This window comes from Prevotella sp. HMSC073D09 (genome assembly GCF_001814145.1).
GTDB lineage: Bacteria > Bacteroidota > Bacteroidia > Bacteroidales > Bacteroidaceae > Prevotella > Prevotella conceptionensis.
Genome location: NZ_KV815079.1, coordinates 128141 through 148327, shown reverse-complemented (window position 1 = coordinate 148327; position 20187 = coordinate 128141). Strand labels below are relative to the sequence as shown.

Here is a 20187-nt window from a genome sequence, read left to right as displayed (position 1 = left end):
AAAATACGCGTGAAAATCCGACCGATGCCTGGAATTTTTACGGCGAGGGCACTCATAATGTTAAATTTTGGTACAAATGTTTTACAATCTTATGACCGTATATTCAGCGCCATTGCGCGACTGGGTTGAATTTAACCCTTGTGGCCAGTAAAAGAGCACTTACATGGAAGAGCTTTTGGGATGAATGATAATCTGAAAGGGGGCTTACTTTTCGAAAACGAAATCTGCAACGCCTATGGATGGGCATTGCGGATAGAGAAACCGAGCCGAATTGAAGTTTAGCGGACAGCAATAATTAAGAAACGTTTGCCTGTGTCTGTGTTAGTAAGGCGAAACACGGCGCGCTAGCCAAGTGCTTGTATGCAATAGTGTGGCCAATGTTACGCAAAAGCATGATTAATGTTATGTTATGTAATGGCGTGGCTAGTGTTATGTAATAGTGTGGTCGGTTATATACGGAAAAGCCCCAAACCTTTCCTTTATAGAAAGGTTTGGGGCTTTTATTTGTGGATGAACCCAGGTTATTTCAGTTGTTCTTTAAAGAAATTGGTTATCTGGCGCAACAAGTGGTTGCGCGTGTTGCCGCCATAGATGCTATGGTTGCGGTTGGTATAATACAATTCTTTGAAGTCTTTGTCGGCCTGGACAAGTGATTCTGCATACTCGAAGGTGTTTTGCGGATGCACATTGTCGTCTGCTAAGCCGTGGCAAATGAGCAAAGCTCCATGCAGATTGTGGGCGCGCGACATGGCGTTGTCGTCGTATCCCTTGGCATTCTCTTTGGGTGTACGCATGTATCGCTCGGTGTAGATGGTGTCGTAGTAGCGGAATGAAGTGGGGGGAGCCACCGAAACGCCTGCCTTGAAGACGTTGTCGCCCGAACTCATGCTCATAAGCGTGTTAAAACCGCCGAAACTCCAACCCCAAATGCCGATGTTGTTGGCGTCTACATAGGGTAGTGAGGCGAGATAGCGGGCTGTGGCCACTTGGTCTTGCGATTCTAGCTTGCCTAATTGCAGGTAGGTGGACTTCTCGAAAGCCGAGCCTCTGCCTCCTGTTCCACGACCATCCACACAAACAACGATAAAACCTTCTTGGGCCAAGTATCTGTCGAAGAGTGCGCCTTGCCCCATCGAACCAATGCCCCACGAGTTAACCACCTGTTGGCTGCCTGGTCCGCTGTATTGGAACATGATGACGGGGTATTTCTTTGATGAGGAGAAATTGGCAGGCTTAACCATCCAACCGTCTAGCTTTACGCCATCGCCAGTTGTGAACGAGAAGAATTCGGGTTCGGAGAGTCCTTCTTGTTTGTATTTTGCAACGAGCTGCTTGTTGTCCAGTAATGTGGATATTACTTTGCCGCGGGCGTCGCACAGCGTGAAGGTGTAGGGCGTGGTGGCATTGCTCCACGTGTTGATGAAATATTTCAAATCGCCCGAGAAGATGGCGTTGTTCCAGCCTTCTTGCTTTGTTAAACACTCAGTTTTTCCGTTTTTGTGGTTCACAAACACCTGCCTGTCGTGCGCGGTGGGCACGGCTGCTTGGTAAAATACGTCGCCCGTTTGCTCATCATAGCCGTAAACTTGGGTGATGTCGTAGTTTCCATCGCCTATCTTACGTATCTGTTTCCCGCCCATGTCGTATAGGTAGAGGTGCATGTAGCCGTCTCGGTCGCTAGGAAGTAGAAAGCTATTGTTGTAAACCGATATGTTGGCGATGGCCTCTTCTTTCACATACTTGTCTCCTTTTTCTCTTACCAACAGCTGTGCAACGGTGCTGCGAGGGTTCACCGTATATACGTTCAGCACGTCTTGGTGGCGGTTCATGGTGTAGACAAGTATCATGTCGGCATTGTTGGTGGTCTTAATTCGTGGTATATAGCCGTCGGCATCCAATGGCACGTCGAGCTTTCTGGTTTGTCGCGACTTGATGTCGAAACTCCATACCGACACTTTGGCGTTGTCTTCGCCTGCCTTTGGATATTTGTATGCAAAGAAAGAAGGATAAGTTTGGTTCTCCTTGTGCGAAGGGTATTGCCCTTGATACATCTGTAACGAGAAGGTTTTCACGTCTTTCTCATCATAGCGCACCCAGCAAATCATGGTTCCGTCGGTATTAAACACCAACGAACTGCTAATGCCGAATTCCTCCTCGTTTACCCAATCGGGCACGCCGTTAATCACTTCGTTTAGCTTTCCGTCTTTGGTAACTTGGCTTTCGGCGTTGTCGTAGAGCAGTTTCACCAAGAAAATGTTGTTGTCGCGCACGAAAGCCACCTGCCTACTGTCGGGCGACCACGTGGGATTTTGCTGTGGCCCTCCGTCGGATAGTTTGTCTAGTCGGCGCGATGCCACAGTATATATATAATAGGTGGCCTTGAAGGTGCGCCTATAAATCTTTTTCGGGTTGGTGCAAATAAGTATGCGCGTACCGTCGGGCGAAAGGATGTAGCTGTCGAACGACTTCACCTTTTGCCCTTGCGTGTCGTTCACGTCGAACAGAACGTCTACCTGTTTGCCTGTCTTAAACGAATAGCGTACGATGCGTTGCCCGTCGTCGCTTATCTGTGCGTAGAGGTCGGTACCTGCAATGGGTTTAATGCCGCTGATGTACTCTGGCGAGAACGTACCATCGGTAATCTTTTTCAAGTCTAGCGTGCCAGCCGCCGAACCGCTAGACAGCGACAGGAGGAAGGCCATGCACGATATGATTACTTTTTTCATGATTGAATGTTTTTAGTCGTAATTGCGGACAAAGATAATTAAAAATCCGTACTTTTGCAAACCAAAGGCGAGCAATTGTTGTTGCCTACCACTACAAAAAGACGAACAATGCAACTACCATATAATGATTTTGGGAACTGGATGAGGCGCCAATTCCCCTTCAAGGTGCAGAAACTATCGGTTAATGCGGGCTTTACTTGTCCTACGAGAGATGGACATACGGGGTTCGGGGGGTGCACCTATTGCAACAATCGCAGCTTTAATCCTGCCTATTGTGAACCTCAGCAGGGGGTTAGCCAGCAGTTGGAGGCAGGCAAAAAGTTTTTCGCGCGCAAGTATCCCAGCATGAAATACTTGGCTTACTTTCAAGCTTACACCAGCACTTACGACACTATGGACCGCCTTAAAGCCATGTACGAGGAGGCTTTGATGGTAGAAGATGTGGTGGGCTTGGTTATTGGCACACGTCCCGACTGCATGCCCGACGCTCTACTTCGTTATTTGGAAGAGCTTAACAAGCATACGTTTCTGATTGTGGAGTATGGCGTTGAAAGTGCCAACAACGAAACTTTGGAACGCGTTAAGCGTGGACATACATTTGAGTGTAGTCGCGAAACCATCGAGCGAACACACGAATGCGGGATAAGGACGGGGGCGCACGTTATCCTAGGCTTGCCTGGCGAAGACGCGGAAGAAAGCATTAGGCAGGCCACAATCATGTCTGCCTTGCCCATCGACATCTTGAAAATACACCAGATGCAGATAATACGCGGAACGTTGTTGGCTAGGGAATACATGAAACAGCCGTTCCACTTATATACGGTAGAAGAATATTTGGATGTGATTTGCGAGTATGTTAAACGACTACGCAAGGATCTTGTGTTGGAAAGGTTCGTTAGTCAATCGCCCGAAGGCTTGCTTCTTGCGCCAAAATGGGGATTGAAGAACTACGAATTTACCAACTTGCTCGTTCGCAAAATGGCAAACGAGCAAGTTGTTCAAGGCAGCATGGCCTTATAATTTTCGGTGGATATAAGTTCTTCGTAAGTGATGTTGGGGTGGGCACGCATGTATTTGTCTACTTGGTCAACATACTTGTTGCGGTAGCTTTGCTTAGACGTGGCTTTATTAACCACCCACCATATCTTAGCCATGTGCAAGTCGCGGTCTATTTGCGGGCGTGTGTCGTTTCTATCTAGCGAATATTGGGCTAGGAGATAGAAACTCAGCGCGTCTGGAACGATGTAACCGCGGTACATGGTCTTGGTTTGTTCGGGACTGTAAAAGCGCTTGTAAAGCGAATAGTCTTCGCCCATGTACTTATCAAGCGATACACCAATGGTGCCGTTTCCCACGATGATGCTTTGGTCGAACGAACTAATCTGCGAGTAAATCTTTGGTTGTGGCAAGTTAGGGAACCACTTGCTTAGCCTGCTGAACGCATGGGTGAATTGTTCGTTAACGTCGTTGATGTTGTTAAACTCGGCCTCTACATCGGTAATTAGTCTTTGCAGGGTGGTGTCTTGATAATAGTGCAAAAAGCGATGATGTATTTCGGAGTCTTCGATAGTTCCCAACTGCAAAACCTTTTCTATCAGCGTACGTGTTTCCGTAGGATAGTCTGTGTTCATTTGTTGCAGTGCCGAGTAATCGCCTGTTGAGAGGTAACGACTCTCTAAGCGGTCGTAGCGTTGCACCTTAATGCAGTCGCCATGATCGCCATTCATGCTGTGCCACATCTTTATTTCGCAGCCAACAAACATGAAAGAGTATAACATGAGTATAAATGACAGTATCTTCACGTCGTTACCTTTTGTTGATTTCTCGTTGCGAATTTACTATTTTTTTATTTATAAACCAAACTTATTGCTAAAAAACATGAAATTTTTCTTGTTTCAATACTCGATTAGGGCTTTTGTGTTAATAAATATGGATAATATGCCAACTGTTAATGCTCGATTAAAAGATGAAAGGGTGAAAAGGTGAAAGGGTGAAAGGGTGAAAGGGTGAAAAGGTGAAAGGGTGGAAGGTTGAAAAGGTGAAAAGGTGAAAGGGTGAAAGGGTGAAAAGGTGAAAAGATGGCTGTGCCTATCAGCTTGTCAACTCGTCAACTTGTCTACTAAACTGATGTACGCACCAACAGATGAACTTAAAATTGTTAAGAAACCCCACCTGGTGCAGAACAGATGGCCTGGATAATGAAAAACAAGGGTAAAGAAGTTGCGAAAGCGCGTAATTTGCATTACCTTTGCACCACATTATGTCATTATACAGCACCCCTCGCAGGTGTGTAACACCCTATATATGAAAGAATTTTTACGAGTATTGCGTCGTTTTGTGCCGCCGTATAAGAAATATTTGGCCCTATCCATAGTGTTCAATGTCTTGTCTGCGATATTGAACATCTTCTCTTTCGCAACGCTGATACCCATATTGAACATACTCTTTAAGACAAGCGATGCCGCTAAACCTGTGCCGTACGTGGCTTGGGGAAGTGCGGAGAGCATTGGCCAGCTAGTAGACATTATCGTAAACAACCTGAATTATTACATACAGCGAATGATAGTGGAGTGGGGAGCAACAACCACCCTGCTTGTTGTGGGCTTACTGTTGGCTTTCATGACTATGCTAAAAACGCTTTCCTACTTCTTGTCGTCGGCCGCCATCATACCCATACGGACAGGTGTTGTGCGCGACATCCGCAACCAAATGTATCGCAAGATTACATCGCTTTCGTTGGGTTTCTTTTCAGAAGAACGAAAGGGCGACCTCATTGCGCGAATGAGTGGCGACGTTCAAGAGGTTGAGGGTTCCATCATGTCGTCGCTTGACATGCTGTTTAAGAATCCCGTTCTTATCATAGCCTATTTCATCACGCTGGTTGTTGTGTCGTGGCAACTAACGCTTTTCACCCTTATTTTCGTGCCTTTGTTCGGCTGGTTCATGGGTTATGTGGGGCGCAGGCTTAAGCAAAACTCCATTAAGGCACAGGCGTTGTGGAGCGATACGATGAGCCAAGTGGAGGAAACATTGGGTGGACTGCGCATTATCAAGGCATTCTGTGCCGAAGATAAGATGAATGCGCGATTCGACAAAGTGAATAGCGCCTACCGAAACGACATCATGAAGGTGAACATTCGCCAGCAATTGGCGCACCCCATGAGCGAGTTTTTGGGTACGGTAATGATTGTTATCGTGCTGTGGTTTGGCGGAATGCTGGTTCTGAACAATCAGGTGATGCAAGGCCCAACATTTATTTACTACCTCGTTATTCTTTATTCTATCATCAATCCGCTGAAAGATTTCTCGCGTGCAGGCTATAACATCCCCAAGGGCTTGGCCTCGATGGAACGCATAGACAAGATTTTGAAAGCCGAGATAGACATTAAGGAGAAGGAAAACCCTGTGCACATAAGCAGCTTTGAACATCAAATAGAGTTTAGGGACGTATCGTTTAGGTACGGCGAACAATGGGTGTTGCGCCACATTAATCTAACTATACGCAAGGGACAGAGTGTGGCTTTGGTGGGGCAGAGCGGTTCGGGCAAGTCTACTTTGGTAGATTTGATTCCGCGTTACTACGATGTACAAGAGGGCGAAGTGCTTATCGACGGCATCAATGTGAAAGACTTGGGCGTGCACGACTTGCGCCAGCTTATTGGCAACGTGAACCAAGAGGCCATCTTGTTTAACGACTCGTTTTACAACAACATTACTTTCGGCGTAGACAATGCCTCTATGCACGATGTGGAGGAGGCAGCACGCATAGCCAATGCGTACGATTTCATCATGGAGACGGAACATGGTTTTGACACAAACATTGGCGATAGGGGCGGTAGACTTTCGGGCGGACAACGCCAACGCGTGAGCATCGCTCGTGCAGTGCTTAAAAATCCACCCATACTTATATTGGACGAGGCAACTAGTGCTTTGGACACTGAGAGCGAACGACTAGTGCAAGACGCCCTTGAAAGACTGATGAAAACACGCACCACGGTGGCCATTGCCCACCGCCTGTCGACCATTAAGAATGCCGACGAGATATGTGTGATACACGAAGGGCACATCGTTGAACGTGGAACACATGAAGAACTGTTGGCCATTGATGGCTATTATCGTAAGTTGAACGACATGCAGTCGCTCTGAAACCACAGCTATTATAATAATAAGGAGTACAACATGAAAAGAAATCGTCTGGACATTATGCAAAGTCCGTTGGCGCCATTCGTGGCGTTGCTTGCCAACCTGCTTTGGGCTTTTGGCTTGTATATCGTGGCTCGAATAGAATTTTTGTTTGAGAACTACAATTACTTTTGTGCCGTCCTGTCGCCCGCTCGTCTTTGGCGATTGTTTTATGGCGGCTACATGTTCGACCGCTCGGCAATATTCTACACCAACTCCCTTTATGTGGTGATGATGCTTTTCCCGTTGTGGATGAAAGAAACGCCGTTGTATCATAAGGTATGTAAGTGGTTGTTCGTTGTGGTTAACTCACTCACGTTGGTAATCAACTTGGGTGATTCCGTTTACTTCCCTTATACCCTTCGGCGAACCACGACAAGCGTTTTCAGCGAGTTTAAGAACGAAAACAACCTAGGCGATGTGTTCTGGGGCGAGCTTTTAGAACACTGGTACTTGGTGTTGTTGGCTGCATTGTTGATATTTCTGCTGTGCAAGCTATACGTTACGCCTAAGGTTAGGGCGGGACAATATGTTTCGGTAAAGCAACGCGTGGCTTATAGCGGAATACAGCTATTACTGTTGGCTGCCGTCACCCCCTTTGGCGTTGCAGCCTGTCGGGGTGGTTTAGACTCAGCCATTAGACCGATAACCATCAGCAATGCCAATGAATACGTTGAACGCCCCACCGAATGTGCACTAGTGCTGAACACGCCATTTGCTCTTATTCGCACCATTGGTAAGAGTGTATTCACTGTTCCCGAATATTTCAAGTCGCAAGAAGAATTGGAAAAGGTGTTTACACCCATTCATAACAGGCATAGGCCCTCAGCTTTATCTGCGCTTGATGCTAAGAATGTGGTGATATTGATTGTAGAAAGCTTCGGCAGAGAATACATAGGTGCACTGAACAAAGAGCTGGAAGACGGTAATTATAAAGGCTACACCCCCAATGTGGATAAACTTATAGAACAAAGTGTTACCTACAAGTATTCTTATTGCAATGGACGCAAGAGTATAGACGGCATGCCTTCTGTGCTCTGTGGAATTCCAATGTTTGTCGAACCGTTCGTACTTTCTCCACAATCCATGAACACTTACACCGGTTTGGCTGGCATCTTAAGTAACGAAGGATACAACACGGCCTTTTTCCATGGGGCCAATCGAGGCAGTATGGGTTTCTTGGCTTTTGCAAAGAAAACAGGGTTTAAGGAGTATTATGGACGCGAAGACTATGCAGCCGACCCGCGTTTTGGCGGTGATGCCGACTTTGACGGGCATTGGGGAATTTGGGATGAACCATTTTTACAATACTATTGCACAAAGATGAGCGAGATGAAACAGCCTTTCATGACGACAGTATTCACCGTTTCTTCGCATACGCCTTACGTCATTCCTGAAAAGTATAAGGACGTATACCCTGAAGAAGGACTGATTATGCACAAGTGCATCAGGTACACCGACATGGCCATAGGTAAGTTCTTCGAGAGCGCACGCAAACAACCTTGGTTCAAGAACACTATTTTTGTACTGACAAGCGACCACACCAACCTGAGCGACCATGCTCAATATCAAACGGATATAGGTGGATTTTGCTCGCCTATCATTATCTATGATCCCAGCGGCGAAATAGAACCAGGCATGCGCGACGGTATCGCTCAGCAGATAGACATATTACCCACTGTGCTCAGTATTTTGGAGTATAGTAAGCCCTTCCTTTCTTTCGGGTGCGACTTGATGACAACACCGATGGAGGAAACGTATGCAGTAAACTACCTTAACGGTATTTATCAATATGTGAAGTATGGATATGTGTTGCAATTCGATGGTAAGCAAACCAAGGCTGTATATGCACTGGACGACCTCTTGATGAAACATAATCTTAAAGGGAAGGTGAAACAGCAAGCGCAGATGGAGCGTGAGGTTAAGGCTATCATCCAGCAATACATGTATAGGATGGTTAACGACAAATTGATGCCTTGAGAATGAAGAATGTTATCAGTTTCATTGCTTACTATCTATTGTATGCAGCTTGGTTCGTCTTTTCTCTCTTGCCTTTCTGCGTGCTGTACGTAATATCCGACTTCTTGTACCTTGTTACATATTATGTGGTGAAATATCGACGCCGCGTTATTCGGCAGAACATCGAGAGCTCTTTTCCTGAGAAGTCGGATGTTGAGCTTCGGTCGATAGAGAAGGGCTTTTATCATTGGTTTTGCGACTACTTGGTGGAAACGATTAAGCTGATGACCATGAGTAAGCGGCAGTTGATGGAACATCTCGTGTTTACGGGGACTGATGTTATTGACCACTATGTGGACCAGGGACGTTCGTGCGGTGTGTATTTAGGCCATTATGGCCAGTGGGAGTGGATAACTTCGCTACCTTATTGGATAAGCGACAAGGGTCTGTGTACGCAAATTTATCATCCTTTAGAAAACAAACGTTTCGACAGCCTTTTTAAGAAGGTGAGGGAAAAGCAAGGTGCACGTTGTATTGCCATGGCAGAAACCTTGCGACGTGTAGTGGCTTACCAACAACAGAAACAACCCATCGTGATGGGTTACATATCAGACCAAGTGCCGTTTTGGAACAATATCCATCACTGGTTTGATTTCCTTAATCATGATACACCTGTATTGACGGGAACGGAAAAGGTTATGAAGGCAACCAATCAGGTGGTTTTCTATTGTGACGTGTCACGAACTAAGCGTGGATATTATCGCTGCGACATGCAATTGATAACCGACCAACCCAAAGGGAGAGCATACTTTGAACTGACTGACACCTATTTTGAAAAGCTGCAACACACCATTCGCCGAGATCCGGCCCTTTATCTTTGGAGCCATAACCGTTGGAAAAGAACACGGGAGGAGTTTAACCTACGATATGACGAAGCCACAGGCAGGGTAGATCTTGGTGACATTGAAGACATTAAACGTCGAAAACTGATACAACAAAATCAACAAGGAATATGATATTTGTCAAAGGATATGGGCAGATGTGCAATAATATTCTGCAATATGCACATCTTTACGCCTTCGGAAAAGAGCATAAAGTAACCGTCGTTTCGTTGCGTTTCTCTTATAAATACCGCTTTTTTGAAATTTGCAAAAAGTGGTATCACAACCCACTTACCTATATTCTCGGCAAACTACTCATTACTTTCCGCGTTATCACCTGCATTAAAGATGGGTCGAACATTATCCAAGACCAGCAGTTATGCAAGCCCTGGATTATAGCGAGTGCAGCCTGGCACCTACGTTATCCAGACTTGTTTCTCAAATATAGGGATGATATTGCTCGCATTTTTGAAATAAAACCAACTATTCAAGCAAAAGTGAACTGCTGGATGAACACCCATCCGCAGGCAGACATTAACTTAGGACTACACATCCGGCGCGGAGACTACATTCGTTGGCAGGGCGGAAAATACTTCTTCAGTGATGAAGTATATCATCGCATCATAAAAGATTTCATCGCATTGCATCCCAATGAAACCATCAATATTTACATTTGCACTAACGATAACGCGCTCAATATCGATGGCTTTACCGCTGTTCACCCCACCACTTTCCTTTCAGAAGGCAGTGCAATCGAAGACTTGCAACTCTTGGCATCATGCGATTACCTCATCGGCGTTAAAAGCACTTTCTCGCTTTGGGCGTCTTTTTATCGCCGCGTGCCGCTTTACTGGATTATGGATAAAGACGTACCGCTCACCGCGCAGTCATTTGTCTACTTCGACGACGTATTTACCACAGTCTAAATCGCTCACCCATTATGCCCAAGGTATCCGTTATTGTGCCCAACTACAACTATGGCCGTTTTCTTCCGCAACGCCTGGAGAGCATTCTCTCCCAAACCTTTCAAAATATGGAAGTCATTCTGCTCGATGATTGTTCCACCGACAATAGCCAAGCTGTTTTATCTCAATATGCCACACATCCATTGGTCAGTCGCATCGTTTTCAATGAAAAAAATAGTGGAAGCCCCTTTGCACAATGGCGGAAAGGTATTGACTTGGCCCAAGGCGAGTATGTTTGGATAGCAGAAAGCGACGATTATTGCGAGCCTACTTTATTGGCAACACTGGTCAGGGCACTCGATCAATATCCTACGGCCGCCATTGCCTTTGCCGGTGCTGTCTTGGTAGATGAGAATGGAAAGCCCACTGGAAGAGAGTTTGATTATTGGCACAAGCACGAGGATGGTTCAGTTCGCTTTTATCCTTCAAAAAGCTATCTGCGCAAATTGTTAATGTGGCGATGTTCTGTTTACAATGCTGCCGGTGTCCTGTTTCGTAGAGACCTGTACCTGCAAATTGACAAACGATACGCCGGCTTGCGTTATTGCGCCGATTGGTTGTTCTGGATTGAGATGGCATTGCGTGGGGATGTCGTAGAAGTTCGTAAGAAGTTGAATCGCTTTAGAATGCATAACGATAGTGTAACTGCACGTTCTGAGAAAACCAAAGGTGTTTTTGAAGAACAGCTTATCATCGCCCATCGCCTTTGGGCTCTACCTTTTATTGGCTCCTATCGTTTAAGTTTGGCGCGCGGAGCTTTCTACAAAAAAATTAAACGAATGTTTCCCGATGTCCAAAATCGCAAAGAGCCAATGCAAAGAGCGAAAGCATTAGGTGTAAAACGTTCTGATTATGTACTCGAACGTATCATCAAATCAATCCATCAAGTAATTCCTTTTCTATATCATTCATAATTTAAAACTCGGTTATATATGAAAACTTCGATCATCGTTTCTACCTACAATTGGCCTCAAGCCTTGCAAATTTGTTTGGGAAGCATACTGAAACAAACCGTACTGCCAGACGAAATCGTTATAGCTGACGACGGTTCTACAGGCGAAACACGGCGGCTTGTTGAAGAAATGCAGGCCAAAAGCAATGTACCCATTGAGCATGTATGGCATGAAGACAAAGGGTTTAGGCGAACCACCATCATGAACAAGGCAATAGCCCGTGCATCAGGTGACTATATTCTGCAAGTAGATGGGGATGTTATTCTGTCTCCTCACTTTGTGTCTGATCATCTCGAATTGGCGGAAAAGAACTATTTTGTATGCGGAAGTAGGGTAAAGCTTACGCCCCAAAACACCCAAGAAATACTAGCTACGTCTCAATTCAAACTCAAATACAGCAGCCTGCCCCTCACGTTTCTACTCAACAGTTTTCGTTCACGGCTGTTTCGCCACCTGTTGGCTGAGCGTTATGCCCGCAAAATAGACCACCTCCGGGGATGCAACATGGCGTTTTGGAAAAACGACCTTATCAAAGTAAACGGTTATAACGAAGACCTGGCGCAATGGGGACACGAAGACGGCGAACTTGCCTACCGTTTACATTTCGCCGGAGTAAAAAAGAAGGCACTCAAAATGGGTGGAAATGTGTATCATCTTTATCATAAAGAAGCATCAAAAAGTAACGAGCAACGCCATTTAGACGAACTGGAAAAAGTTAAACGCAATCATCTTGCTTGGTGCGAAAATGGATTAAACAAGCATCTTTAACTTGCGTTCATGGGTAGCTTAACAAAGCAAGTCTGTCACATTACATGGCTCGTCCTGCTGTGTGTCTAATCCCGAAGGGCCTTGCAATTCTTTTGTAACAGCCTTGAAGAAAGGCCGTACCATTTTATAAAGGAAGATGAAGTGTCGGTTAAAAGGAACGGGCGTGGCACGATGCCCAACTCTTTCTGTGCATCAATAATGTTTAATCTACCCAACTTCTATTTGGCTTGCCTCCTAAATTCAATCATCTTCGCTACAATAGTGAACTGATAGATGCCTTCCCATACGGCATGAATAAACCCAGGGACGCCATCCCTAAAGCCTCCTTTGAGAATGTACGAACGGAAGAAACGGAAGAATGGACGACCTAACAGTGCACCAACACCATAGTGTTTGTGGAGCCGTTTTGAGATTTCATTGTCCGAATACACATTGTTCTTGTTGTTCAATGTTGAGATAGAGTCGTTAGCCAGATGCTCGAAAGCCAAGTCTTTACGGTTTCTAGGTAAGCGAATTACTCGGCCTTCTACTATGGGCGAGGCGTGTATGATGGCGGGCCAGGTTGTCACTTCTTTTTTAAAGAAACGCAAAATATAGTCGGGATAACAAGCATGCATGAACTTCCCCATGAAATAATTCTTGCGCGGAATGGCCACTCCCTCTGCGCATGCCGGCTGAGAGATGTGGTTGTACAGGTAAGTTCGTAGCTCTTCACTAACGATTTCATCTGCATCCAGCACCAAGACCCATGGAAATGAAGCCTGTTCAATGGCGAACTGGCGTGCGGGCTCAACGATGTTATGGTCTTTCTTTTCAAAAGTAACAACTCGGCAGCCCATGCTTTTCGCTATGTCCAAGGTGTTGTCTGTACTTTCCATGTCGCAAACCACAATCTCGTCAAAACCACTGGCTGCATTTATCACTTGCATCAAATGGCGTTCGGCGTTGTAAGTATTTATAACAACAGATATTTTCTTTTCATCATTCATGTTGCAAATGTAATTGATTATTGTCTACAAACAACAAGCGTATACGTATTTATCCCGATTCAGATGACGCTCCTGTCTACAGAATTCCCCTTAAACGGAGCTTTTTGGCGGCATTCCGTTTAAGGGGAGTTTGCCTTTCGAAGGTGGGATGTGGTATTTATGGCCTTAGTAATTGTCGTCCTCGTCACCGATGTTTTCGGCCTCCATGCCCAGTTCGTCGTTGTCTTCTTCGAACGTTGTTCGGTAGCTTTCTTCGGTGAGGATGTCCTCGTCGAACGAATCGTCCTCATCCTCGTCGTCCTTATATTGGCTTTCCGAGTCGTTTACTTCGTCTTCGTCCTCATTGTCTTCGTCACGACTGCTAAGGTCTTTCTCGTCTGCAAAGTTGCCGTCGTGTCGGGATGTAACCCTTTCCATTTCTGGTTTTTCCTTAACGAAAATGGCCTCCACCCACGTTCCTTTCTCTATTTCAAGTGCTTCAAATCCGTCTTCGGTCTTCTTATCGAACATGCCGCCTTTCTTGTGCAAGCGGTCCTTAGGCAATACGGTCGTGCTCACCTCAAAGCCGCTTTCGATGATGTCTTTCACGCTTTGTGACAGCGAATCCCAGCCTCCGCCAAAGTTTCTGTCAAGCACTTCGATGAGTTTTGCTGCCGAAATGTGGCGTATGTTTTCGTAAGTAAGGTCGGTAACACGCATGATGGGGCGTTTCTTAATGGCCAGTTTCGTCTTTTGTCCTTCTTCCAGCCTTATCGCTCCCACCTTAAATCCGCGGTCCTCATACTTCTTTATGATTTCAGGTCGGTCTATCTTTATCTCTTCTGCTTCAAACGCGCTTTTCACAACGTCCATATAATGCCGTGCGTTATCTTTTAGGTCAGCGTCTTTTTCAGCTGCTTCCCACATTCTGAACACGTCATTCTCTTGTATGCTCCACACGTTGCTTTTGCTAAGTGTTTTAAGAGTCAAAGCTTTTTTTTCTTGTTTCATATATGATTAATTATCTTTCTCGCGATGATTGCTTATTGAAAGGGGTTTCGCATAAATGTGCCGTCTGTACAAAGACACCCCGATAGTCAGTTTTCAACCTTTTGTGTGTTGTATTGCTGCAAAATTATATACTTTCATTAAATCTACAAACTTTTGCAACAAAAATATTAATCACACCCCCATTATAGTTGTATCAAAATGCACATTCCACGTACTTGCGCCAAGCCAGCCTCGCTTTCGGTTGATGCCAACGTACAAACAATAGCCCACTAAACGTGCACTTGTGTAGGTTTTCTAAATAAAAATAAGTATCTTTGCAGCAAAAAGAAACGAAATGGGTATATTCGGGTTTTTCAACAAAAGCAAGAAAGAAACGCTAGACAAAGGTTTGGAAAAGACCAAGCAAAGCGTTTTTAGCAAGTTAACGCGTGCGATAGCCGGAAAGTCAAAGGTTGACGACGAGGTTCTCGACGACTTGGAGGAAATCCTAATCACATCCGACGTGGGCGTAGACACTACGTTGAAAATCATTGAGAGAATTGAAACGCGGGTGGCTCGCGACAAGTATGTGTCGACAAGCGAACTGAACAACATCCTGAAAGAAGAGATTACCGCACTGCTTTCCGAGAATAACACGCAAGACAACGACAGTTGGGAACTCCCCGATACGGGTAACCCATACGTGATACTCGTGGTGGGCGTTAATGGAGTGGGAAAAACAACCACCATAGGTAAGCTGGCCCATCAGTTTAAACAAGCAGGCAAGAAGGTTTACCTTGGTGCCGCCGACACTTTCAGGGCTGCTGCCGTAGAGCAGATTTGCATCTGGGGCGAACGCGTTGGCGTGCCCGTTGTGAAACAGCAGATGGGCTCCGACCCCGCATCGGTGGCGTTCGATACCCTCAGTTCGGCCAAAGCCAACGGTGCCGACGTAGTTATCATCGACACGGCAGGCCGACTACACAATAAGGTGGGACTGATGAACGAGTTGAAAAAGATAAAGGAAGTGATGAAAAAGGTGCTGCCCGACGCTCCCAACGAAGTGCTGTTGGTGCTAGATGGCTCAACCGGGCAGAACGCTTTCGAGCAAGCCAAGCAGTTTTCGGCCGTTACCAATATCACCGCACTGGCCATTACCAAACTCGACGGCACGGCTAAGGGTGGTGTGGTGATCGGTATCAGCGACCAATTAAAAGTTCCTGTAAAGTACATTGGCCTAGGCGAGGGCATGGAAGACCTGCAACTCTTCAACCGCCAGCATTTCGTAGATTCGCTTTTCAATGAATAACAAAGGTTGCTGAGTTTGTAATATAGTGAACTAGTTGAGTACTTCAACCTTCAAGAACGTCGACTTTTAATTGAGGACATGATGGTGAAACATTAAACTAGTGAACTTACAAACTCATCAACTTACAATGAATAAACGGGGCTAACATCCCCATTCGCCTTGCCAGAGCACCACTGCATTCGTGTCGTGCCTCTTCGTTCCCCACGTTGTTCGTGCGGACAAGGCGACATCTCAATAAGTACTCAAACATTAGAATGAAAAAAAATCAGGTTGACATCATCACAATGGGGTGTTCAAAGAACCTCGTTGATAGTGAATTGCTGATGAAGCAATTTGAAGCGAACGGATACCACTGCGTGCACGACAGCAAAAAACCGAATGGAGAAATAGTTGTTATCAACACATGTGGTTTCATAGAAAGTGCAAAAGAAGAGAGCATCAACACCATCTTAGAGTTTGCACAAGCCAAAGAAGAAGGGCGTTTAAAGCAGCTTTACGTGATGGGTTGCCTGTCGCAACGCTACCAAAAGGAGTTGGAACAGGAAATACCGCAGGTGGATAAGTTCTACGGCAAGTTCAATTACAAAAACTTGCTTAAAGATTTAGGAAAGGGTGTCATCGCATCGTGCAACGGAACGCGCAGCATTACCACGCCCCGCCATTATGCCTACCTCAAAATTAGCGAAGGTTGCGACCGCAGTTGTGCCTATTGTGCCATACCGCTTATCACGGGCAAGCACGTAAGCCGCCCCAAAGAAGAAATTCTTGAAGAGGTGCGCAGCTTGGTTTCGCAGGGCGTAAAAGAGTTTCAAATCATTGCCCAAGAGCTTACCTATTACGGTGTAGACCTTGATGGGCAACGCCAGATAACCGATTTGATTAGCGAAATGGCCGACATCGAGGGCGTGGAGTGGATTAGGCTGCACTATGCCTACCCCAATCAGTTCCCCCACAGCCTGCTCCAAGTCATCAAGAACAAGCCAAACGTGTGCAAATACATCGACATCGCCCTGCAACACATATCCGACAACATGCTTACACGCATGCACCGGCATGTAACCAAGGCGCAAACGATGGAACTGATAAAGCGCATTCGCGAAGAAATACCCGGCATTCACCTACGCACAACGTTGATGGTGGGATTTCCGGGAGAAACGGAAGACGACTTTAACGAGTTGCTCGACTTCGTGAAATGGGCGCGTTTCGAACGCATGGGCGCCTTTGCCTACTCGGAAGAAGAAGGTACTTATAGCGCAAAACATTACGAAGACGACATACCAGACGAAGTGAAACAACGCCGACTGGACCAACTGATGGCCCTGCAACAGGACATCAGTGCGGAGGTAGAGGCCCAAAAGGTGGGTAAAACGCTCCGAGTAATTATCGACAGAAAGGAAGGCGACTACTATATAGGGAGAACGGAATGGTCTTCGCCAGAGGTAGACCCCGAAGTGCTTATCCCAGCAACGGTGAAATTGCGCGTTGGAAGTTTCTATAACGTGCGCATCACCGACAGTGAAGAATTTGACTTATATGGTGAAATAGAATGAACAACAAAGAGTTTATAACCGAACTAGCGCAACAAACGGGCTATACGCAGAACGTAACCCAAACCTTAGTGCGCAACGTCATCGACGAAATGGCTGTACGTTTCGACGAGGGCGACGTCGTTTCGATACCTGGATTCGGCACATTCGAAGTGAAAAAACGACTCGAACGCGTGGTGGTCAACCCGGCCACCCAGCAGCGCATGCTAGTTCCACCTAAACTCGTGTTGAATTTTAGGCCCACGGCTTCCATTAAGGAACGTCTCAAAAATGGAGGTGAAGATGAATAACAGAGTTGGTATCCGCGAGTTGGCAATGGCTCTTGTCAACAAAAACAAGCTTTCTTTGAAAGAGGCCGAGAACTTTGTGGCAACAATGTTCGATACGCTTAACGTGGGATTGAACGATGATAAGCAGGTTAAGCTAAAAGGGCTTGGCACGTTTAAGGTGATGAGCGTTAGCGCGCGTAAGAGCGTTGACGTTAACACGGGCGAGCCGATAATCATTGATGGGCGCGACAAAATATCATTTACGCCCGACAGCACCATGAAAGATTTGGTGAACAAGCCCTTTGCACAATTCGATACGGTGGTTATAAACGATGGTGTTGACTTGAAAGAGTTGGAACGAATGGACTGGACGGAGACGACATCAGACGCAGAACTCGCGCCCTTGAACGACAGTTCGGACGGTGCGGAGGCGACACCCACCTCTACTTTGCCGCCTTCTAAGATTGAAGTAGCAGTGAACCAAGCTGCCGACGCATTGGCTAGCACACCCACGGAAGTGGTTAACGAAACGGAAGTGCCGGTTGTCAAAGCTCCCGAAAGGAGCCATGTACTTACGATGCAACAGCTTTCGGCACTTAATGGCGACCAACTGCCAACTGCTACGGCCGAAAACGCAGTGAATGCAATAAGCCAACTTACCCTCACTGCCGACCAGTTGCGCTTACTTAACGGTGGCGAAAAGCAGGACGAACCTGAACAAAGTGTTGTTCAGCATGCTGAATTAGCGGTGGAGGAAACTGCCATTGAAACCAAAACAGACGTGCCCGACTTCCTTTCTGATGCGGAAACGGAAGAAACACTGCCACAAACCCAATCGGTTGAGGTGCTTTCTGAGCAGGCTGACGAAACGCCTGAAGCTCCCGAAATGGATGTTGTAGAAAGCGCAGAGGTAAGCGATGCGGAGGAAACATACGATGACGTGGAAGACGAACCCGCGAAAGAAAAAGATACGGTTGATGCCGACAAGGACATTGTAGCAACCGATACCCACGACGATAGCGAGTGCGAACCTGTACAAGCGGCTTGTGCGGTGTCTGTTGTTGAAAGCCAAACGCTTGTTGATGAGAACGCTGAAACAGAAGATGAACCAACATCAGAAGACGCGGAAAACAACAACGCCGACAACTCGGATGTGGAAACCGAACTTCAATCTGATGAAGAGGACTCTGACGAAGACGACGAAACAGATGAAAACTCGTGTGAATACGAAGAGGACGAATGGGAAGAAGAGGAACGCAGAAGAAAGCGCAGAAGGTTTATTGTGGCCTGTGTTGTTGGCATTATTGTAGTTGTTGGCGGTGTGGCTTGGTACCTATTGAACCAAATGCAGCTGAAAGACAACCGCATATCGCACCTCGAAACGCTATTGAATACCTCTAAACCTTCTGATTCAAAGGCATCCGAACAGCCGCTTTCACCTACCGATTCGGCACGCGAAGACTCGATAAACAGGCTAATAGATGCCCAAACCAAAGCCGATTTGGCAGCTAGCGAGGCGAAGATAGCACAAAATGCTGAGAAAAAGGCGGAGAAAGCAGACGATAAGAAGGCCGCTGCAACAACTGCCGAGAATAAGAAACCTGCCGAAAAAACGGCGGATAAACCTGCACCAAAGCAAGAAAAGGCTAAGGCCAACACAGACGAAAGCCAAAACTACAAACAATACGAGAAAGACGCTCGTGTGAGAACGGGTGCTTATAAGATTGTGGGCATTGCCCATGTGGTAACGGTTACCAAAGGTCAAACGCTTTATTCGTTAAGCAAAAGCATGTTAGGGCCTGGTATGGAGTGCTACATTGAGGCCGTTAACGGAAATGTGAAGGAACTGAAAGAGGGCCAGAAGATAAAAATTCCTAAGCTTGAATTGAAGAAACCAAAGGCTACATCTAAGAATTAAGGCCGTTTTAGGGGACGTAGGCAGTAGGGCTTGCGTCCCCTAAATCATTTCTAATGCTTCAAAAAACGCACCAGTTTGTCGACTCACCAAGTTAATACCCATACTCATTAACGCTTTAACTCATAAACTCACAACCTCATCAGCTCACAACCTCATCAGCTCACAACCCTACGAACTCACCAACTCACCAACTCACCAACTCACCAACTTATCAACTTATCAACTCACAACCTTACGAACTCACCAACTGAACAATCACAACCTCGTCAGCTCACAAACTCTTAACCTCATAACCTCATAACCTCCCAAACCCATCACCTCACAAACTCACAAACCCACCAACTTAAAAACTTAAAAACTTACAAAATATTTTACAAAACACGTTCTCTTCGCCACCCCCTTCTAGCGAAAATAAGGGTATCTAATCAAGCAATTTGCTGCAAATTGCAGCCTTACACGTTTTTGTTTTTGTCAAATTTTGGAGATGTTGCATGCGTTTAGCACCACTTTACCTTTCTAGTTTGGTCGGCAACTCGAAATTTTCAAGTCCAATTACCCGCTTTTCGCCCCTAAAATCCCACTTTTTAATGGCTGTTTTGCCCCTTTTGAGTCCTGTTTTTAATGGTTCTAGAAGGTTTTGTCTATCATTTGATGTGTATTTTTATGCTTTTTGTCTCGCAGTTAGCGGCATTTTGCATTGCATTTAGCACCAAAACGACTTGCATTTAGCACCAAAACGCACTGCGTTTAGC

15 protein-coding genes are annotated in these 20187 nt (G+C 46.0%); 11 read left to right on the top strand and 4 right to left on the bottom strand.

The window, feature by feature from the left end:
- Positions 1-521: 521 nt before the first annotated feature.
- A complete protein-coding gene (locus HMPREF2955_RS06390) occupies positions 522-2726 on the bottom strand; it encodes a S9 family peptidase (RefSeq protein ID WP_070721933.1) in 2205 nt (734 codons plus the stop codon).
- Positions 2727-2834: 108 nt separating this feature from the next.
- On the opposite strand from HMPREF2955_RS06390, the gene HMPREF2955_RS06385 reads away from it, so the two are divergent.
- Positions 2835-3746, top strand: coding sequence for a tRNA modification radical SAM protein MnmL/YtqA (locus HMPREF2955_RS06385; protein WP_070721993.1), 912 nt, complete (start codon positions 2835-2837; stop codon positions 3744-3746).
- On the opposite strand, the gene HMPREF2955_RS06380 is transcribed toward HMPREF2955_RS06385, so the two are convergent.
- Positions 3725-4489, bottom strand: a complete 765-nt coding sequence (locus tag HMPREF2955_RS06380) for a gliding motility protein GldB-related protein (RefSeq protein ID WP_070721931.1) — start codon at positions 4487-4489, stop codon at positions 3725-3727. The genes HMPREF2955_RS06385 and HMPREF2955_RS06380 overlap by 22 nt on opposite strands.
- Before the next feature lie 541 nt (positions 4490-5030).
- On the opposite strand from HMPREF2955_RS06380, the gene HMPREF2955_RS06370 reads away from it, so the two are divergent.
- The 6 genes from HMPREF2955_RS06370 to HMPREF2955_RS06345 are packed head-to-tail and all read left to right on the top strand — an operon-like array spanning position 5031 to position 12434.
- Complete coding sequence (locus HMPREF2955_RS06370) at positions 5031-6872, top strand: ABC transporter ATP-binding protein (protein ID WP_070721926.1); 1842 nt, start codon at positions 5031-5033, stop codon at positions 6870-6872.
- Between the two features lie 33 nt (positions 6873-6905).
- On the top strand, positions 6906-8888 hold the full coding sequence (locus tag HMPREF2955_RS06365) for an LTA synthase family protein (RefSeq protein WP_070721923.1): 1983 nt from the start codon (positions 6906-6908) through the stop codon (positions 8886-8888).
- A gap of 2 nt (positions 8889-8890) precedes the next feature.
- Positions 8891-9883: a lysophospholipid acyltransferase family protein gene (locus tag HMPREF2955_RS06360; RefSeq protein WP_070721922.1), complete on the top strand. Its 993-nt coding sequence runs from the start codon at positions 8891-8893 to the stop codon at positions 9881-9883.
- A complete protein-coding gene (locus HMPREF2955_RS06355; protein WP_044077586.1) occupies positions 9880-10674 on the top strand; it encodes an alpha-1,2-fucosyltransferase in 795 nt (264 codons plus the stop codon). Before HMPREF2955_RS06360 ends, HMPREF2955_RS06355 begins: the two co-directional genes overlap by 4 nt.
- A gap of 14 nt (positions 10675-10688) precedes the next feature.
- Positions 10689-11627, top strand: coding sequence for a glycosyltransferase family 2 protein (locus HMPREF2955_RS06350; protein WP_009229371.1), 939 nt, complete (start codon positions 10689-10691; stop codon positions 11625-11627).
- A gap of 18 nt (positions 11628-11645) precedes the next feature.
- Positions 11646-12434, top strand: a complete 789-nt coding sequence (locus tag HMPREF2955_RS06345) for a glycosyltransferase family 2 protein (RefSeq protein WP_009229372.1) — start codon at positions 11646-11648, stop codon at positions 12432-12434.
- Positions 12435-12652: 218 nt separating this feature from the next.
- On the opposite strand, the gene HMPREF2955_RS06340 is transcribed toward HMPREF2955_RS06345, so the two are convergent.
- Both HMPREF2955_RS06340 and HMPREF2955_RS06335 read right to left on the bottom strand, forming a co-directional pair.
- On the bottom strand, positions 12653-13423 hold the full coding sequence (locus HMPREF2955_RS06340) for a glycosyltransferase family 2 protein (protein WP_070721920.1): 771 nt from the start codon (positions 13421-13423) through the stop codon (positions 12653-12655).
- A 165-nt stretch (positions 13424-13588) separates the two neighbouring features.
- Positions 13589-14413, bottom strand: a complete 825-nt coding sequence (locus tag HMPREF2955_RS06335; RefSeq protein ID WP_070721919.1) for a hypothetical protein — start codon at positions 14411-14413, stop codon at positions 13589-13591.
- A 334-nt stretch (positions 14414-14747) separates the two neighbouring features.
- Here HMPREF2955_RS06335 and ftsY point away from each other — a divergent pair, with 334 nt between their 5' ends.
- The 4 genes from ftsY to HMPREF2955_RS06315 all read left to right on the top strand — a co-directional run bounded on the left by ftsY (position 14748) and on the right by HMPREF2955_RS06315 (position 19435).
- Positions 14748-15701, top strand: coding sequence for a signal recognition particle-docking protein FtsY (gene ftsY, locus HMPREF2955_RS06330; RefSeq protein ID WP_070721917.1), 954 nt, complete (start codon positions 14748-14750; stop codon positions 15699-15701).
- Positions 15702-15955: 254 nt separating this feature from the next.
- On the top strand, positions 15956-17251 hold the full coding sequence (gene rimO / locus HMPREF2955_RS06325; protein ID WP_070721916.1) for a 30S ribosomal protein S12 methylthiotransferase RimO: 1296 nt from the start codon (positions 15956-15958) through the stop codon (positions 17249-17251).
- The gene (locus tag HMPREF2955_RS06320) at positions 17248-17538 is read left to right on the top strand and encodes an HU family DNA-binding protein (RefSeq protein WP_009229377.1); all 291 of its coding nucleotides are present in this window, start codon (positions 17248-17250) and stop codon (positions 17536-17538) included. The genes rimO and HMPREF2955_RS06320 overlap by 4 nt, the downstream gene beginning before the upstream one ends.
- Positions 17531-19435 carry an HU family DNA-binding protein gene (locus tag HMPREF2955_RS06315; RefSeq protein ID WP_246830083.1) on the top strand — a complete coding sequence of 635 codons (1905 nt, stop codon included), beginning with the start codon at positions 17531-17533 and terminating at the stop codon, positions 19433-19435. Before HMPREF2955_RS06320 ends, HMPREF2955_RS06315 begins: the two co-directional genes overlap by 8 nt.
- Positions 19436-20187: the final 752 nt, after the last annotated feature.

Bases quoted from the DNA above. Each gene is read 5' to 3' on its own strand.
- HMPREF2955_RS06390 (WP_070721933.1), bottom strand. From the start codon at position 2,726: ATGAAAAAAGTAATCATATCGTGCATGGCCTTCCTCCTGTCGCTGTCT.
- HMPREF2955_RS06385 (WP_070721993.1), top strand. From the start codon at position 2,835: ATGCAACTACCATATAATGATTTTGGGAACTGGATGAGGCGCCAATTC.
- HMPREF2955_RS06380 (WP_070721931.1), bottom strand. From the start codon at position 4,489: ATGTTTGTTGGCTGCGAAATAAAGATGTGGCACAGCATGAATGGCGAT.
- HMPREF2955_RS06370 (WP_070721926.1), top strand. From the start codon at position 5,031: ATGAAAGAATTTTTACGAGTATTGCGTCGTTTTGTGCCGCCGTATAAG.
- HMPREF2955_RS06365 (WP_070721923.1), top strand. From the start codon at position 6,906: ATGAAAAGAAATCGTCTGGACATTATGCAAAGTCCGTTGGCGCCATTC.
- HMPREF2955_RS06360 (WP_070721922.1), top strand. From the start codon at position 8,891: ATGAAGAATGTTATCAGTTTCATTGCTTACTATCTATTGTATGCAGCT.
- HMPREF2955_RS06355 (WP_044077586.1), top strand. From the start codon at position 9,880: ATGATATTTGTCAAAGGATATGGGCAGATGTGCAATAATATTCTGCAA.
- HMPREF2955_RS06350 (WP_009229371.1), top strand. From the start codon at position 10,689: ATGCCCAAGGTATCCGTTATTGTGCCCAACTACAACTATGGCCGTTTT.
- HMPREF2955_RS06345 (WP_009229372.1), top strand. From the start codon at position 11,646: ATGAAAACTTCGATCATCGTTTCTACCTACAATTGGCCTCAAGCCTTG.
- HMPREF2955_RS06340 (WP_070721920.1), bottom strand. From the start codon at position 13,423: ATGAATGATGAAAAGAAAATATCTGTTGTTATAAATACTTACAACGCC.
- HMPREF2955_RS06335 (WP_070721919.1), bottom strand. From the start codon at position 14,413: ATGAAACAAGAAAAAAAAGCTTTGACTCTTAAAACACTTAGCAAAAGC.
- ftsY (WP_070721917.1), top strand. From the start codon at position 14,748: ATGGGTATATTCGGGTTTTTCAACAAAAGCAAGAAAGAAACGCTAGAC.
- rimO (WP_070721916.1), top strand. From the start codon at position 15,956: ATGAAAAAAAATCAGGTTGACATCATCACAATGGGGTGTTCAAAGAAC.
- HMPREF2955_RS06320 (WP_009229377.1), top strand. From the start codon at position 17,248: ATGAACAACAAAGAGTTTATAACCGAACTAGCGCAACAAACGGGCTAT.
- HMPREF2955_RS06315 (WP_246830083.1), top strand. From the start codon at position 17,531: ATGAATAACAGAGTTGGTATCCGCGAGTTGGCAATGGCTCTTGTCAAC.